Source organism: Stenotrophomonas maltophilia R551-3 (assembly GCF_000020665.1).
Taxonomy (GTDB): domain Bacteria; phylum Pseudomonadota; class Gammaproteobacteria; order Xanthomonadales; family Xanthomonadaceae; genus Stenotrophomonas; species Stenotrophomonas maltophilia_L.
The window spans coordinates 1,473,358-1,488,302 of the sequence record NC_011071.1 but is presented as its reverse complement, the minus strand read 5'-3'; the positions used below and the strand labels follow the sequence as shown (position 1 = coordinate 1,488,302).

At 67.6% G+C, this 14,945-nt stretch carries 9 protein-coding genes and 2 tRNA genes; 5 read left to right on the top strand and 6 right to left on the bottom strand.

The window, feature by feature from the left end; translation table 11 throughout:
• Positions 1 to 31: 31 nt before the first annotated feature.
• The 3 genes from SMAL_RS06680 to SMAL_RS06670 form a co-directional block, all read right to left on the bottom strand.
• Positions 32 to 3,058: a ligand-binding sensor domain-containing diguanylate cyclase gene (locus SMAL_RS06680; protein WP_012510543.1), complete on the bottom strand. Its 3,027-nt coding sequence runs from the start codon at positions 3,056 to 3,058 to the stop codon at positions 32 to 34.
• Between the two features lie 177 nt (positions 3,059 to 3,235).
• Positions 3,236 to 4,645 (bottom strand): ATP-binding protein, encoded by a 1,410-nt coding sequence (locus SMAL_RS06675; RefSeq protein WP_012510542.1) that lies wholly within the window; start codon positions 4,643 to 4,645, stop codon positions 3,236 to 3,238.
• 6 nt (positions 4,646 to 4,651) lie between these two features.
• Positions 4,652 to 5,380 carry a response regulator gene (locus SMAL_RS06670; RefSeq protein WP_004151313.1) on the bottom strand — a complete coding sequence of 243 codons (729 nt, stop codon included), beginning with the start codon at positions 5,378 to 5,380 and terminating at the stop codon, positions 4,652 to 4,654.
• Between the two features lie 204 nt (positions 5,381 to 5,584).
• Here SMAL_RS06670 and SMAL_RS06665 point away from each other — a divergent pair, with 204 nt between their 5' ends.
• The 3 genes from SMAL_RS06665 to SMAL_RS06655 are packed head-to-tail and all read left to right on the top strand — an operon-like array spanning position 5,585 to position 10,208.
• Positions 5,585 to 6,817 carry an efflux RND transporter periplasmic adaptor subunit gene (locus SMAL_RS06665; RefSeq protein WP_012510541.1) on the top strand — a complete coding sequence of 411 codons (1,233 nt, stop codon included), beginning with the start codon at positions 5,585 to 5,587 and terminating at the stop codon, positions 6,815 to 6,817.
• Positions 6,814 to 8,772 (top strand): MacB family efflux pump subunit, encoded by a 1,959-nt coding sequence (locus SMAL_RS06660; protein ID WP_012510540.1) that lies wholly within the window; start codon positions 6,814 to 6,816, stop codon positions 8,770 to 8,772. Before SMAL_RS06665 ends, SMAL_RS06660 begins: the two co-directional genes overlap by 4 nt.
• Positions 8,769 to 10,208 (top strand): efflux transporter outer membrane subunit, encoded by a 1,440-nt coding sequence (locus SMAL_RS06655; protein ID WP_012510539.1) that lies wholly within the window; start codon positions 8,769 to 8,771, stop codon positions 10,206 to 10,208. The genes SMAL_RS06660 and SMAL_RS06655 overlap by 4 nt, the downstream gene beginning before the upstream one ends.
• A 159-nt stretch (positions 10,209 to 10,367) precedes the next feature.
• Here SMAL_RS06655 and rlmB read toward each other — a convergent pair whose 3' ends face one another.
• The 3 genes from rlmB to rnr all read right to left on the bottom strand — a co-directional run bounded on the left by rlmB (position 10,368) and on the right by rnr (position 14,367).
• Positions 10,368 to 11,111, bottom strand: a complete 744-nt coding sequence (rlmB, locus tag SMAL_RS06650; protein WP_012510538.1) for a 23S rRNA (guanosine(2251)-2'-O)-methyltransferase RlmB — start codon at positions 11,109 to 11,111, stop codon at positions 10,368 to 10,370.
• Between the two features lie 198 nt (positions 11,112 to 11,309).
• Positions 11,310 to 11,804, bottom strand: a complete 495-nt coding sequence (locus SMAL_RS06645; protein ID WP_012510537.1) for a GFA family protein — start codon at positions 11,802 to 11,804, stop codon at positions 11,310 to 11,312.
• Positions 11,805 to 11,907: 103 nt separating this feature from the next.
• On the bottom strand, positions 11,908 to 14,367 hold the full coding sequence (gene rnr / locus SMAL_RS06640; RefSeq protein WP_012510536.1) for a ribonuclease R: 2,460 nt from the start codon (positions 14,365 to 14,367) through the stop codon (positions 11,908 to 11,910).
• A gap of 128 nt (positions 14,368 to 14,495) precedes the next feature.
• On the opposite strand from rnr, the gene SMAL_RS06635 reads away from it, so the two are divergent.
• Positions 14,496 to 14,580: transfer RNA gene (locus SMAL_RS06635), tRNA-Leu, on the top strand.
• A gap of 205 nt (positions 14,581 to 14,785) precedes the next feature.
• Positions 14,786 to 14,872 (top strand) — tRNA-Leu (locus SMAL_RS06630).
• The last annotated feature ends 73 nt before the right edge of the window (positions 14,873 to 14,945 follow it).

Here is a 14,945-nt window from a genome sequence, read left to right as displayed (position 1 = left end):
ACCCGTAGATCCACGCCATGCGTGGATGCGATCACCCAATACTCGTACGATCGCGGCCGTCGCTCTTGGCGCGGTAGAGCGCACGGTCGGCACGCTGGTACAGCAGCGCCGGGGTACGGTCGTCGGCATCCAGCTCCACCAGGCCTGCGCTGAAGGTCACGCGCAGGCCGTCCACGCCGGCCCAATCCGGGTGGTCGTGGAACAGGCCGCGCAGGCGTGCGCACAGCTGCGCGGCTTCTTCCAGGCGTGTGTCGTTGAGCAGCAGCGCGAATTCTTCGCCGCCGGTACGCGCCGGCAGGTCCGAGTCACGACAGGCGGCGGCGATCACCGTTGCCACCTGCACCAGCACCGCATCGCCGATGCTGTGGCTGTGGCGGTCGTTGACGTCCTTGAAGTGGTCGATGTCGAGCACCACCAGGCACAGCGGATGGCCACTGCGCTGCGAACGGGCAAAGTCGCGCGCCAGGGTTTCATCGAAGGCACGGCGGTTGGCCAGGCCGGTCAGTGCGTCTTCGCGCGCCTGGCGCTCGAAGGCCTCGGCCTGCCGCGCCAACCGTTCGGCCAGCTCGGTCTTTTCCTGGTTCAGCGCCTGCAGGTGCACGGTCTTGGCCTGCAGGTCGAAAGTGGCCTCGTCCACACGCCGCGCCAGGCGCAGGTTGCTGGCCTTCAGCTGCTGCAACAGCAACCGGTACAGCGCCACCAGCGCGGCCAGCAGCAACAGGCCTCCCAGCGCCTGCACGCTGCGTCGCTGCCACCAGAACGGCTCCACGGTGAAGCTCCACACCGCTTCCTGCTGCGCCCAGCTGCCGCCTGGATGCGCCGCCGCCACGTGCAGGGTGTAATCACCCGGCGGCAGGCCAACGAATTCGACACTGCGCTGTGGGCCACGCTCGACCCAGCCGGCATCCAGTCCGTCCAGCCGGGTGCGGTAGCGGATCCGGTCAGACATCAGGTAGCTCAGGCCGACATAGCTCACCGCCAGCCGGCGGCCACCGGGGATGTAATTTCGCTCGGGGCCTTCCCAGTGCACCGGCGCGCCATCCACCTGCACGCTTTCGATCGCTGCCGGTGGCGAGGGGCGTTCGCGGAAACGCTGCAGGCGCTGCGGATCCACCGTACTCAGGCCACCAGCGGTGACCACCCAGAACGTGCCGTCCTGGCGCAGGATCGCCGAGGGGCTGGAGCTGCCGTTGGCCTGCGCGTTGGCCATGCCATCAATCTCGTTGTAGCGCTCCACCACCACCCGCGGCGCGCGCCCGTCGGCAACCGCATTGAGCGTGGCCATGTCGGTGCGCAGCACGCCGCGGTTGCTGCTGATCCAGACGTTGCCCAGGCGGTCCGGCACCAGCTGGAACACCGCGTCCACCGGCATGCCCTGCTCCAGCCCGACCCGCGCCAGCGTTCCGTGCTGCCAGCGGTACAGGCCGCGGTCGCTGCTGATCCACATCGCATCGCCCAGCTGGTGGAAACCGAACACGCTGCGGCCTCCCCCCAACGGTGCCAGGTCGATCGACTGCACGCGGTTGCCGCGCAGCACGCGGATGCCTTCGATGGTGCCGATCCACAGATTGCTCTGGTGGTCATGCTCGAGCGCGGTGATCAGGCCGCTGGGCATGCCCGGCACGCTCGATACCTGCACACGGTCGCCGTCGATGCGTACCACCCCCTTCTGCGTGCCGGCCCAGACCACGCCCTGCGGGTCGACACTGATCGCACGGATGTTGCCGCCAGGCATGCCGTCGGCCGCTGCATAGGTGTGGCGCAGGCGACCATCGCGGCCCAGCCGGTAAACGCCATCGCCGAAGGTACCGACCCACAGATCGCCGTCCGGGCCCTGCGCCAGGCTCAATACCGACGGTGCCTTGCCACCGCGGTTGTGCAGCGGCACCGCGCGGAAGCGACCGTCCGCCGCCTGCAGGTCCAGGCCGCTGGCACTGCCCACCCACAGCTGGCGGTCGCGATCCTCGAACACAGTGCGCACGTAGTCGCCACTGAGCCCATCGCGCTCGGTGTAGCTGCTGAACAGCGTTTCGCGCAAGCGGTACAAGCCGCCGTTGGCACCGACCCAGATGCTGCCCTCGGCATCCTCGCGCAGGCTGACCACGCGTCCGCCCGGCAGGTTCAGGCCGGCCGGCAACCGCTCCAGGCCATGTGAGGAGATGCGCAGCAGCCCCTGGTTCTCGGTGCCCAGCCACAGGTCGCCATGGCGGTCCTGCAGCATCGAGGTCAGATGCAACTGACCCGGCAGGCGATGCACCAGCACCAGTTGATCGTCCTCCACGCGGTACAGGCGCTCGCCGGCGACGATCCACAACGCGCCATCCGGCGCCCGGTACGGCCATGACAGGCCACTGCCGGCGCCCAGTCCCCAGGCCGCCGGTGCACGCTTGAGCACGCCATCGTTGTCGCGCAGCACCAGCCCGTCGAGCGTGCCGATCCAGACCCGGTCCTGTGCATCGACCACCAGCTTGGTGAAGCTCATCGCCAACGGCAGGTCAGCCGCCGGCGCCTGGTAGACGATGCCCTTGTCCGCGACCAGGTAGCCGATGCCCTTGCCCTCGTACAGCAGCCACAGCCGCCCCTGGCTGTCCATCTGCATGGACTGGATCAGCACCTGCGGGGTACCGGCCTGATGCTCCCAGACCCGCCACTGGCCGTCGTTGCCGCGATGGCTGACGTTGCCGCGTGAATCACTGATCCACAATCCGCCCTGGCGGTCGACCAGCAGCGCGCCGATGCCGTTGTCGCGCAGTCCCGGTCGGGTACTGCGGTCGAACACGGTGAAATCCAGGCCGTTGTAACGCACCAGGCCTTCCCAGGTGGCAAACCACAGGTGGCCTTCGGGGGTCTGCGCGATGTCGCGCAGCGAGTTGTGCGGCAGGCCGTTGCGCGAGGTCCATACATCGATGGCGTAGTCGCGCAGCGGCGGTGCGCCCTCCTGCGCCACGGCCGGCAGGGACAGCATCAGCAGCAGCCACAGCAGGCCCTGCCGCAACGCCCGACCGAATCCCGTGCCACAGCGCTCCACCCAGCGCCCGTTGTCCCCCTGTCCGCCCATCAGCGCAGCGGCGGTGGCCGGGTGCGGCTGCCAGGCCTGGCAGCGTGCGGGAACGGCCGGGCAGCGTGGAACGGCATGCCGGCGGGTACGGGCTGGCTCATCGAAGAGGAACTGGGGAAGTACGCAGATGATAGGCGAAACCCCGCCCCCGGCGTCACCGCACGGGGACGGCGATACTCAGCCGCCGCGCCCCGGTGGCGTCACCTGCGCGCTGGCCGGCCACTGCACCACCGCTTCCAGCCCACCTTCGGCGCGGTTGCGCAGCCACAGGCGAGCACCATCCTTTTCGGCCAGGGCGCGGGCGATGGTCAGGCCCAGCCCGGCACCGCCGGTCTCGCGCGAACGCGAGGTCTCCACCCGCACGAAGGGGTCGAATACCGCCTCCAGCTGATCTTCGGCCAGGCCGGGGCCATCATCGGCCACCACCACGGTGATTGCGCCACCACTGCGCTCGACCCGTACCCGCACCCGGTAGGCGTACATCACCGCGTTGTCCACCAGGTTGGAGAACAAGCGGTGCATGGCCAGCGGACGCAGCATCAGCACCGCCCCGCTGCCGCCTTCGAAGACCACATCGCCACCGCCCTCGGCCGTGTCTTCGACGATGCTTTCCAGCAGCGAATCCAGGTCCAGCGCGGCGCGCTGCTCGGCACTCTCAGCGCTGCGGGCCAGCTCCAGGCCTTCGCGCACCAGCGCCTGCATCGCCGCCAGGTCACCAATCAGGCGTTCGCGCAGGGTCTCGTCACTGACGTTCTCCAAGCGCAGGCGCAGCCGGGTCAGAGGCGTCTGCAGGTCATGGGTGATCGCCGCCAGCATCTGCGTGCGTTCGGCCAGGTGCCGCTGCAGGCGGTGCTGCATGGCATTGAAGGCCTCGGCAGCGCGCTGCACTTCACGCGGGCCGCGCAGCGGCAGCGGATCGCGCTGCAGGTCATCGCCGAGATCTTCCGCCGCTGCAGCCAGCTCCTGCAGCGGTGCGCTGGCCATGCGCGCGACGATGTACGCCAATATGGCGATCGCCAGCACCAGCAGGGTCAGGAACCACGGGTCGACGGCGAGGATGCCGTTGTGCGCCACGGCCGGCGAATCCAGCGCCAGTTTCAGCAGCGTGCCATCGTTGAGGGTCACGTCCACCGCGCGGCACTTGGGCGGGATGAACGCCGGATCACGCTCACGCGGATGCCTGCGGTGCCCGGGCGGCGGCGGCGGCAGCAGGTCCTGCAGCTTGGGAATGCAGGAACGGAACGAGGCGAAGTGCACATGTGCACGCGACACCGGACCCGGCCGGTCATCCAGCACCTCCATCAACGCGGTATCGGCCCGCCCCAGGCGTGCACCCGGTTGCAGCGCACGCACGCTCGGCCCACCAATCTCGAGCAGGCGCTCGCGCAGTTCGGGGTTGCCATCGAGCAGGTTGACGTAGCCCTGCAGGCGATCGGCGATGCGGTTCAGGTTCTGCCGCTCGAATTCCTGCTGGCGCTTGGAGGTGGCCAGCATGGTCGCGCCGATCGCGGCCACGCTCATGCCCAGCAGCAGGATCACGAACAAGCGCCCGACCATCGAGGACATGAAGTGGCGCAGGCGCTTCATCGCGGCTTATTCCAGATTGACGGCCGAGGCAAGCACGTAGCCTTCGTTGCGCACGGTCTTGATCAGCCCATCCGGGCCGCCGTCATCACCGAGCTTGTTGCGCAAGCGGCTTACCTGCAGGTCGATCGCACGGTCCTGCGCCTCGTAGTTGCGGCCACTGCTGAGCGCGACCAGCTGCTCGCGCGACAGCACCTTGTTGGCGTGTGCGATGAACACCCGCAGCAGGCGGAATTCGGCACCGGACAACACCACCACGCGGTCATCCGGGTCCACCAGGTGGCGATGCTCCAGGTCGAACACCCAGCGCGAGAAGCGCGCGCGGCGCACCGCCAGCGGCTCCAGGTTGGCCGGCAGCGCCTCGGTCCGGCGCAGTACGTTGCGGATGCGCGCCAGCAGCTCGCGCGGTTCGAACGGCTTGGCCAGGTAGTCGTCCGCGCCCATTTCCAGGCCCAGCACGCGATCGATCGGCTCGGCACGCGCGGTCAGCATGATCACCGGCGTGTTCGAGCGCGCGCGCAGGTCGCGGCACAGGGTCAGGCCATCCTCGCGGGGCAGGTTGAGGTCGAGCACGATCAGATCCACATGCTCACGGTCCAGCAGCTGGCGCATGGCGGTGCCATCGGCGGCCGTGCTCACCTGGTAGCCGGCACGGCCGAGCTGCTCGGCCAGCAGGGTGCGGATGTCGTTGTCGTCGTCGACGATCAGCAGTCGATGCATCGGGTTTTCAGTCTCCATGTCGCGATCATCCCGTGTCGGCAGCTGAACCGCATCCGGGGCAATGCGTACCAGTGTATCCAGCCATGGGCGGGATACCTGTGGTTACGCGTATTCACCGACAGTGTTACATAGAGACATACCCTGAGGATTGAGCCGTCCATCGCCCGGTCTTCACAATGCCCACCAACGCCGCCACCGCGGCCCCGAGAGTGAAGCCACGACGTGACGTTCCGCCTGCTGCCTGCGACCCGCCGGGGTCGCCTGATACTGATCGCCCTGCTCGCCTTGATCGTCGCCGCAGCCGCCTGGTGGCTGCTGCGCAAGCCCGCCACCCCGGCGGTGGCGACCACGCCGGTCAGCCGTGGTGACATCGAGCAGACGGTGGAGGCCACCGGTGTGATCGACGCCTACAAGCTGGTCAGCGTCGGTGCGCAGGCCTCTGGCCAGATCAAATCGCTGAAGGTGCAGCTGGGCGATACCGTGAAGGAAGGCGACCTGATCGCCGAGATCGACGCCACCACCCAGCAGAACCAGGTGCTCAATGCGCAGGCCTCGCTGGACCAGGTCACCGCCCAGCGCGCCGTGCAGCAGGCCACCCTGCGCCAGGCCGAACTGGAATTCGCGCGCCAGCAGCAGATGCTGGCCGCCGAGGCCACCTCGCGCCAGGAATACGATGCCGCCGAAGCACAGCTGAAGACCGCACGTGCCCAGCTGCAGTCCTACGAGGCACAGATCAAGGGCCGCGAGACCGAGCTGGGCACCGCCCGCGCCAACCTGGCCTACACCCGCATCACCGCGCCGATGGACGGCACCGTGGTGGCGGTGGTGGCCGAGGAAGGTCGCACCGTGAACGCCAACCAGACCGCACCGACCATCGTCATGCTGGCGCGGCTGGACGTGGTCACCGTCAATGCCGAAATTTCCGAAGCCGACGTGGTCAAGATCAAGGCCGGCATGCCGGTGTACTTCACCACGCTGGGCGATCCGGATCGCAAGTACCACGCCACGCTGCGCCAGATCAATCCGGCGCCGGCCTCGATCGCCAACGAGAGCTCCTCCAGCTCCAGCAGTTCTTCAAGCTCCAGCTCCAGCAGCGCGGTCTACTACAATGCGCTGTTCGACGTGGAAAACCCGGATGGCACCCTGCGCATCGACATGACCGCGCAGGTCTCGGTACTGCTCAAGCAGGCCAAGGGCGTGCTGATGGTGCCGGCAGTGGCACTGGGGCCGAAGCGTCGCGGCGACGAGCGCATGGTGCGGGTGCTGGACGACAAGGGCCAGCCGCAGCCGCGCAAGGTCACCGTCGGCATCAACAACGGTGCCTCTGCCGAGATCCTGTCCGGGCTGGAGGAAGGCGAGCGCGTGGTGGTCGGTGAGGCCGGTGCCAGCGCCGGCGGCGGCAACCGCGGCGGCATGCAGATGCGGGTCGGCGGCCCGGGCATGGGGCGCCGATGAGCACGACGGCGCCGCTGCTGCGCCTGCGTGACCTGCGACGCGAATTCCCGGCCGGCGACGATGTGATCGCCGTGCTGCGTGACGTCAACCTCGACATCCACGCCGGTGAGATGGTGGCCATCGTCGGCCAGTCCGGCTCAGGCAAGTCGACGCTGATGAACATCCTCGGCTGCCTCGATCGTCCCACCCGTGGCAGCTACCAGGTGGCCGGCCGCGAAACCGGGAAGATGGCGCCGGACGAGCTGGCCGAACTGCGCCGCGAGCATTTCGGCTTCATCTTCCAGCGCTATCACCTGTTGGGCGACCTCGATGCACGCGGCAACGTGGAAGTGCCGGCGGTGTACGCCGGCAGCCCCGGCCCGGTGCGCAACGCGCGTGCCGAACAACTGCTGCAGCGGCTGGGCCTGAGCGACCGCATGCACCACAAGCCGGGCCAGCTGTCCGGCGGCCAGCAGCAGCGCGTGTCGATCGCCCGTGCCCTGATGAACGGCGGCGAGGTGATCCTGGCCGACGAACCGACCGGCGCGCTCGACACGAAATCCGGCGAGGAAGTGATGGCGATCCTCGGCGAGCTGCACGCCGAAGGCCACACCATCATCATCGTCACCCACGACATGAGCGTGGCCGAACACGCGCAGCGCATCATCGAGATCCGCGACGGCGAGATCATCGCCGACCGCGCCAATCCGAATGCACCGACCTACCGCGCGCAGCGCGAGGCCAGCACCGGCGTCGCCCGCGGCAACAGCTGGCGGGCCGCGCGCGACCGCTTCACCGAAGCATTCCGCATGGCGTTGCTGGCGATGAATGCACATCGGCTGCGCACCTTCCTGACCATGCTCGGCATCATCATCGGTATCGCCTCGGTGGTCTCGGTGGTGGCGCTGGGCAACGGCTCGCAGCAGCAGATCCTGCAGAACATCAGCGCGCTCGGCACCAACACCATCGATGTCTACCCCGGCCGTGGTTTCGGCGACATGCGCTCGGCCCGCGTGCAGACGCTCAAAGCCAGTGATGCCGATGCGCTGGCCCGGCAGAGCTACGTCGACAGCTCCACGCCCAGCGTGTCGACCTCGGTCACCGCGCGTTACCGCAACCAGTCCTCCACCGCCCAGGTCAGCGGCGTTGGCGAGCAGTTCTTCCGGGTCAAGGGCGTGACCCTGCTCAGCGGCAGCTTCTTCGACAGTGACGCGGTGAAGGGCCTCGGCCAGGTCGCGGTGATCGACGAGAACACCCAGGCCCAGTTCTTCCCCGATACCGACCCGATCGGCCAGGTGATCCTGCTCGGCAACGTGCCGGCGCGCGTGGTCGGCGTGGCCAAGCGCCAGAGCTTCGGGTTCGGCGGCAGCACCAGCCTGAGCGTGTGGCTGCCCTACACCACGGTGATGTCGCGCATGCTCGGCCAGAGCCACGTGTCCAGCATTACCGTGCGCGTGGACGACGCCACGCCGATGGATGCGGCGCAGGAAGCGATCACCCGCCTGTTGACGATGCGCCATGGCACCGAGGACTTCTTCCTCAGCAACAGCGCCGAGATCCGCCAGACCATCGAGCAGACCACGCGCACGATGACCCTGCTGATCGGCGCCATCGCCGCCATCGCACTGCTGGTCGGTGGTATCGGCGTGATGAACATCATGCTGGTGTCGGTGACCGAGCGTACCCGCGAGATCGGCGTGCGCATGGCCGTCGGTGCACGGCAGAGTGATATCCGCCAGCAGTTCCTGATCGAAGCAGTGCTGGTGTGCCTGCTCGGCGGCGTGCTCGGCATCGGCCTGGCCCTGCTGCTGGGCTCGATGATCGGCCGCTTCGCCAGCGACTTCCAGGTGCTGTTCTCCACCGCCTCGATCGTTGCCGCGTTCGCCTGCTCGACCCTGATCGGCGTGGCGTTCGGCTTCCTGCCCGCGCGCAACGCCGCGCAGCTCGACCCGGTGGAGGCCCTGGCCCGCGAATGAAGATGATGACCCGACTGCCCTTCCCTGCCCCCTCGCGCCTGCTGCTGGCGGGCGCTGTACTGCTCGCCCTGTCCGGCTGCGCATCCATGGGCCGCTATCCGGTGCAGGCCCCCGACGTGGCGGCGACTTACGGTCGTGGCGACTCCACCCTCAATGCGCCCGCCGACGATCCGCGCAGCAGCCTGGATACTCCGGGGCGCGACATCCGCCAGGACACCTGGTGGACCGGTTTCGGCGATGAACGACTGGACCGCCTGGTGGCGCAGGCACTGGCGGCCAACAGCGATCTGGCCGCCGCCGGCCTGGCCGTGCAGCGCTCACGCCTGCAGGCTGGCCTGGCCAGCAACGCGTTGTGGCCGCAGCCTTCGTCTTCAGGTGTGAGTGGCAGCGCCAGCCGCGCCACCGACCAGGCCGACGACTGGCGCCGCAGCTATTCCACCGGCGTCTCGCTGGGCTGGGAAGTGGACCTGTGGGGCCGCCTGCGCACCCAGCGCGACATCGCCCGCTGGGAAGCCGAGGCCAGCGAGGAAGACCGGCAGAACACCGCGCTGCTGGTGATCGGCGACAGCATCACCCAGTACTGGACGCTGGCCTACCTCAACCAGTCGATCGCCACCGGCCAGGCCAACCTGGAGCGGCTGGAGCGCACCCGCGAACTGGTGCAGGCACGCTTCGACGCCGGTGCGGTATCGCGCCTGGAAGTGCGCCAGGCGCTGCAGAACCTGCAGTCGCAACGCGCCTCGCAGAGCGCGCTGGAACAGCAGCGTGTGGAAGTGCGCAATGCGCTGACGGTCCTGCTGGACGGCACGCCGTGGCCGCAGCAGGACGAACCCCAGGACCTGCTCGGCGCTCGCAGCCCGAGCATCGCCGAGGGCCTTCCGACCGACCTGCTTGGCCGCCGTCCCGACCTGCGCGCGGCCGAACTGCGGCTGCGCAACAGCCTGAAGACCATCAAGGTCACCGCCACCCAGTACTACCCTGCGCTGAGCCTCACTGGCAGCCTCGGTTCCAGTGCAACCTCGCTGGGCGATGTGCTGCGCAACCCGGTGGCCACGCTCGGCGCCGGCCTGTCGTTGCCGTTCCTCAACCTGCAGCGCGCGCAGCTGGATACGGACATCGCCGGCACCGCGTACCAGATTGCTGCAACCAATTTCCGCAAGACGCTGTACACCGCGCTTTCGGAAGTGGACAACGCACTCTCGGCACGCGAGCAGCTGGTCCGCCAGGTCGCGGCCTCGCAGGCCTCGTACGACGAAGCGGTGGAAGTGGAGCGCGCGCAGGAAGTGCGCTACCGCGTGGGTGCCACCGATCTGCGCACCTGGCTGGAAGCACAGCAGACCCGGCGCGACGCCGAGCTGTCGCTGGCGCGCGTGCGCCAAGGCCAGCTGAACAACGACGTGACCTTGTTCAAGGCACTGGGCGGCAGCGCGGGGTGAGGCGGCGGGAGCGCCAACCAAGGTTGGCGACTACCGGTAGGTGTCGACCTTGGTCGACACGGCCGATCCACGCCATGCGTGAATCGGATCGCTGGTAGCGCCGGGCCATGCCCGGCGAAGCAATCCGCCGGGCATGGCCCGGCGCTACCGGAAAGCCGATCAACCGCGCTGGCGCACGGCCTCGAACAGGCTGACGCCGGCGGCGACGGAGACGTTCAGGCTCTCGATCTCGCCCGGCATCGGGATCTTGACCAGGCCATCGCAGTTCTCGCGGGTCAGGCGGCGCAGGCCGTCGGCTTCGCCGCCCAGCACCAGGGCGATGTTGCCCTTCAGGTCCAGCTGGTACAGCGAGGCGGTGGCTTCACCGGCCAGGCCGTAGATCCACACGCCCTGCTTCTGCAGATCCTTCAGGCAGCGCGACAGGTTGGTCACCGCCACCACCGGGATCAGATCGGCGGCACCGGCCGAGGTCTTGCGCACGGTGGCATTCACCGAGGCCGACTTGTCCTTGGGAATGATCACCGCGGTGGCACCGGCAGCGGCAGCCGAACGCAGGCAGGCGCCGAGATTGTGCGGGTCCTGCACCTCGTCCAGCACCAGCAGCAGGGCCTTGCCTTCGGCGGCCGTGACCAGGCCTTCCAGCTCGTTCTCGCTGTAGGTCCGGGCCGCGGCATAGCGTGCGGCCACGCCCTGGTGGCGTACTGAACCGCCCACGCCGTCCAGCGCCTGGCTGTTGACCTTGCGCACGTCGATGCCCTTGCGGCGGGCGTTTTCCTCGATCTCGGTCAGGCGCGGGTTCTTCGCACCGGCCTCGACCAGCACTTCGCGGACGTTCTCGGCGTCGTTCTCGATGGAGGAGGCGACGGCGTTGACGCCGACGATCCACTGGCTGTTCTTGCTCATGCGGGCAGGACCGGAAAGGGGGTGGCTATGGTAGAGCATCGGCGCCGACCGCGCTGCGCGCTCGCCGGGCATGGCCCGGCGCTACCCGGTGTGTGTAGACCGTTGGTCCGGGTGGGTGCAGACCGTTGGTCCGGGTGGGTGCGGACTGTTGGTCCGCACGCCTTTGCTCGCCGGGCACGGCCCGGCGCTACCCGCCGCTCAGCCTTCGGCGGAGCGGCTGCGTGGCGGCCAGTGCGGGGTGTCGTGGTCGGGGTGCTGGTGGGACACGATCGTGGCCAGGAACTCCAAGGCCGCGATGTCCTCCTCGGTGCGCCGCGCCGGCAGGCCGGACAGGCTGTCGACGAACCCCAGCTTGCGCTCCACCCCGTACTGGATCGTCGGCGGCAGGCGTTCGGGTTGGTCAAAGGCACCAGCGGCCACGGCCACGCCGTCGGGGGCTTCATAGGTCAACGGGGTACCGCAGTCGGCGCAGAAACCACGCCGCACCACGTTGGACGACTGGAAATAGCGGGGCTGTCCGCGGGTCCAGCTGAACTGCACGCCGCGCACCGAGACCAGCGGCGCGTAGTAGGCACCAAACGCCTTCTGGCACATCCGGCAATGGCAGATCGAACTGTCGGTCAGTTCACCGCGCGCCTGGAAGCGGATCGCGCCGCACTGGCAGCCGCCGCTGTATTCGGGTTGGCCCTGCATGGTGCGTTCCTCCGAAACGTCGTGCCAACCAAGGTTGGCACCTACCGGGTGAGATAGGTGCCGACCGGGTGAGGTGGGTGCCGACCGTTGGTCGGCACACCTTTCAATATTGCTTCTTGGTGCGTTTGGCCGGCTTGCCACGCTCGGGCAGCGGCGGCAGGCCGTCACCCTCTTCCTCGCCCTTGTGCTCGACCAGGCGGAAGTCGATCTTGCGTTCTTCCATGCTGGCCTTCAGCACCAGAATGCGTACCTGGTCACCCAATCGGTAGCTGCTGCCACGGCGTTCACCGGTCAGCGTCTTGCGGGTCGCATCGAACTTGTAATAGTCCTGCGGCAACTGGGTCACGTGGACCAGGCCCTGCACCTTCGAATCGGCCAGCTCAACGAACAGACCGAAGCTGGTCACGCCGCTGATCACGCCATCGAACTGGCCACCCACGTGCTTTTCCATCCACGCCGCGCGGTAGCGCTCGTCGACTTCGCGTTCGGCCTCGTCGGCACGGCGCTCGCGCTCGGAACACTGCAGCGCCAACGCCGCCATCTCGCGCGCGTTGTAGGTGAACTTGTCCAGCGGCTTGCCGGACAACGCGTGCTTGATCGCGCGATGCACCAGCAGGTCGGGATAGCGACGGATCGGCGAGGTGAAGTGCGCGTACGCCTCCAGTGCCAAGCCGAAATGACCATTGTTGTCCGGGCTGTACACGGCCAGGCTCTGGCTGCGCAGCAGTACAGACTCCAGCAGCGTTGCATCGGGGCGGTCGCGGATCTTCTTCAGCAGCTTGGTGTAATCACCCGGGCGCACCTTCGACCACGGCGGCAGGCTCAGCTTGAATTCCTTCAGGAACTCCAGCAGGTCGGCGTACTTGGTCTCCGGCGGCTTCTCATGCACACGGTACGGGGCCGGCACATGGCGCGACAGCAGGTACTTTGCTGCCTCCACGTTGGCCGCGATCATGCATTCCTCGATCAGCTTGTGTGCGTCGTTGCGCACCAGCATCCCGGCCTGGGTCACTTCGCCACGGTTGTCCAGAACGAAGCGTACTTCGCTGCTCTCGAACTCGATGGCGCCGCGCTTGGCGCGTGCCTTGGCCAGCACCTTGTACAGCTGGTGCAGGCGCTGCACCTGCGGCAGCAGGTCGCCGATGAACGCCTTCGCGCCAGCATCGTCCTCGCCCACCGCCTGCCAGACCTGGGTGTAGGTCAGGCGTGCGTGCGAATTCATCACCGCTTCGTAGAAGCGCGAGTGGGAAACCACGCCATCGCGATCGATCTGCATGTCGCAGACGAAGCACATGCGGTCGACCTTCGGCATCAGCGAGCAGATACCGTTGGACAGGGTCTCCGGCAGCATCGGCACCACGAAGCCCGGGAAGTACACCGAGGTCGCACGCTTCTGTGCCTCCTCGTCCAGCGGCGTGCCGGGACGCACGTAGTTGGAGACATCGGCAATGGCCACCACCAAGCGGAAACCATCGGCGTTCGGCTCGCAGTACACCGCGTCGTCGAAATCCTTGGCGTCCTCGCCATCAATGGTGACCAGCGGCGTGCTGCGCAGGTCGACGCGGTCGCCGATCATCGCCGGCTCGACCACCAGCGGCACCGACGCGGCTTCGTCCAACACCTCCTGCGGGAACTCGAACGGCAGTTCATGGCCGTGGATGGCGGTCTCCACCACCAGCGAGGCGGTCAGCTTGTCGCCGAGCACCGCGATGATGCGACCGATCGGCGGACGCCGGCTGTCCGGCGCCTGGGTCAGTTCGCAGACCACCAGCTGGCCGTCGCGCGCACCACCGGTCTGATCCGGCGGTACCTGCACGTTGCGCTGGATGCGCTTGTCATCGGGCACCACGTAATTGATGCCCATCTCGATGCTGAAGCGACCGATCAGACGGGTCATGCCACGTTCCAGCACGCGGGCGATGCTGCCCTCGCGTCGGCCACGGTGGTCGATGCCGGTAACGCGGGCGAGCACCTTGTCGCCGTGCATCACCTTGCGCATTTCATACGGCGGCAGGAACAGGTCGTCGCCGCCCTCGACCGGACGCAGGAAGCCGAACCCTTCCGGGTTGGCGATCACCACGCCTGTGACCAGGTTGAGGGTCTGGATCGGTGCGAAGCCGCCGCGGCGGTTCTGCACCAGCTGGCCGTCACGGACCATGGCGCCGAGCCGGCGCGACAGCGCCTCGGCACGGTCAGGCGCGCCCAGGCCCAGGCGTGCACCCAGCTCCTCGGCAGTCTGCGGCCCTTCGCAACGTTCCAGCAGGGCCAGGATGGCCTCGCGGCTGGCGATGGGCTGTTCGTATTTCTCTGCTTCGCGGGCGGCATAAGGATCGTCGATCACTTTGCCGGTCGGCGGCAGCTTGCGGCCAGGGGCCGGGCCCGGGGCATCAGCGCTACGGATCCTGCGGCCACGTGGCGGAGCGCCACCGTCGGCCAATTCCGGGAGCCAGCCCGGCAGCGGCTTGCCCGGCTTGGTGGTGCGGGCTGCGCCCGCCTTGGCGCCCTTCTTAGGGGCCTGGCTGCGGGACGTGGTCCCGCCCTTGCTTGGTTTTTTGGTAGTCATCGCCCTACATGGTAGCCGTTGACGGCGTGCAGAACGGGTCAGCGTGCCTTTTGAAGAATCTGCGTGAAAAGATTCAGGGAAGTCGTTGACAGCCTGCCAATTCATCTTCACAATTGCGCCTCTGGAACGCCCAGGTGGCGGAATTGGTAGACGCACTAGTTTCAGGTACTAGCGGGTAAAACCGTGGAGGTTCGAGTCCTCTCCTGGGCACCAACGAAAAAACTCCTCGCTTCGGCGGGGATTTTTTTTGCCTGAAATCCGGCGGCAGGGTCGGCCCCCTTTCCACAGGAAAGGGCTCTGACCCCAGGCGAGTGAGATAGGGTCAGAGCCCGTTCCGCACGCGAAACGGGATCCGACCCTGGGTCCAGAAAAGGTGTTGACACCCCCGTAACAACACCCCATAATTCTCCTCCTCGACGCCCAGATGGCGGAATTGGTAGACGCACTAGCTTCAGGTGCTAGCGGGGGCAACTTCGTGGAGGTTCGAGTCCTCTTCTGGGCACCATGTCGAGAAAGAAAACAACCCGCGCAAGCGGGTTTTTTCTTGCCTGTGATTCGGGCCTCTGTAGAGTCGACCG